Annotated in this window: 1 pseudogene; it reads left to right on the forward strand. The window is 57.7% G+C overall.

Annotated elements, in window-relative coordinates:
• A pseudogene (locus AC1DSN_RS22755) lies at nt 1-1336 on the forward strand (hypothetical protein); the annotation flags it as partial.

A 1336-nucleotide genomic window follows, 5' to 3' on the forward strand; every position in this document is an offset into this window, starting at 1 on the left:
CGGTCCGGCTAAATAGCTATGTGGCGAGCACGTCTTCGCTTGACGACAGCCATGCAGCGTTTTCAATAGCGCCAGGGGTAGGCAGCGGCAAGGTATCGGTGACGACACCGTTCGGCCGAGCAGTCAGCGCGAACGATATTTTGGTCGCTCCTCCCGGAATTGCTCCGGCAGATGTGTCGTCCACGCAGCGCATGATCGTCGACGGCGCGCCAATTAACGTAGCTGTCGCGGCGCCTTCGAAGTATTCGGCCGTCCTCTTTGACACGGTAGGCGGCTCGGCGCTAAGCCTTCAATTGAGCACGATCGCTCCCGCCGGGTCCTCGCTGTCCTACTCGGTCTACGACTCTCATAACTCGTTGGTCATGTCGGGCGCGGCGAGCGCGTCGGGACCCTCGGTGCATCTTCCCTATGTGAAGCAGCCAGGCACGTTTCTCCTACTCGTTTCTTCTAGTGCCCCGTTGAGTTTGTCGATGCAGGTGGAGACGGCGCCGGTTTTGACAGGTTCCAACGCCTCGGTGCACTTGATGACGAGCGTTTCCGATCAATCGAAACGCATGATCATTCCGGCAAAGGCTGGCGAAAACCTCGGTTTTGCCGTGACTGGCGTGACTACGTCGTCGGGCTACAACGATGTCCTGGTTACGCTAACGGCGCCGAACGGTGCATACGTTAACTCGACTTGGTGTTATTCGTCGGTTGGCTGCTCCTTCAATCTCATAAATGCTATAGATGGCAAGTACGTGGCCGTTATCACGTCCGAGGTTGGGGCRACGATGGGGTTCACGGGCATTGTGTCTCGAGATGTCGAGGGTCCGAACATACCGCGTGATGCGCCGGCCGTAACGTTCTCGACAAACGTCATGGGGCAGAACGGTTGGATGACATTCGACGCCGTCGCTGGCGAAACTATTGCTTTGAATGTGAGCAACCAGATGACGACGCCTGCGAATGGCGGGGCGTCATACACGGTTCTTACGCCCGATGGATCGGCGCTGACGTCGTTTAGCACCGCGTCGTGGGACACGATTAATCTTACGAACCTACCGGCGACTGGCCGGTACAAGATCTATGTCGATCCGGCGTCGACGGTCAGTTCGATGGCTGTAAATGCTACGGTTAGATCAGGCATTCATAGTGCGCTGGCCGTTGAAGGGCCATCGCAAAGCTTCGCCACGACAACGCCGAGCCAGGCGGTCTACGTGACGTTCGATTCCGCAGGCGGCGAGAACCTTGGGCTTGGCATCACTGATATCACGACGGACTCCGCCTATAACGATGTTCTGGTGCAGATATACGACCCGCTTGGCCAGTATGTGGCCAGCAGCTGGTGCTACAC

The sequence above is a fragment of the Luteibacter sp. P4_D7_3 genome, from assembly GCF_056401735.1.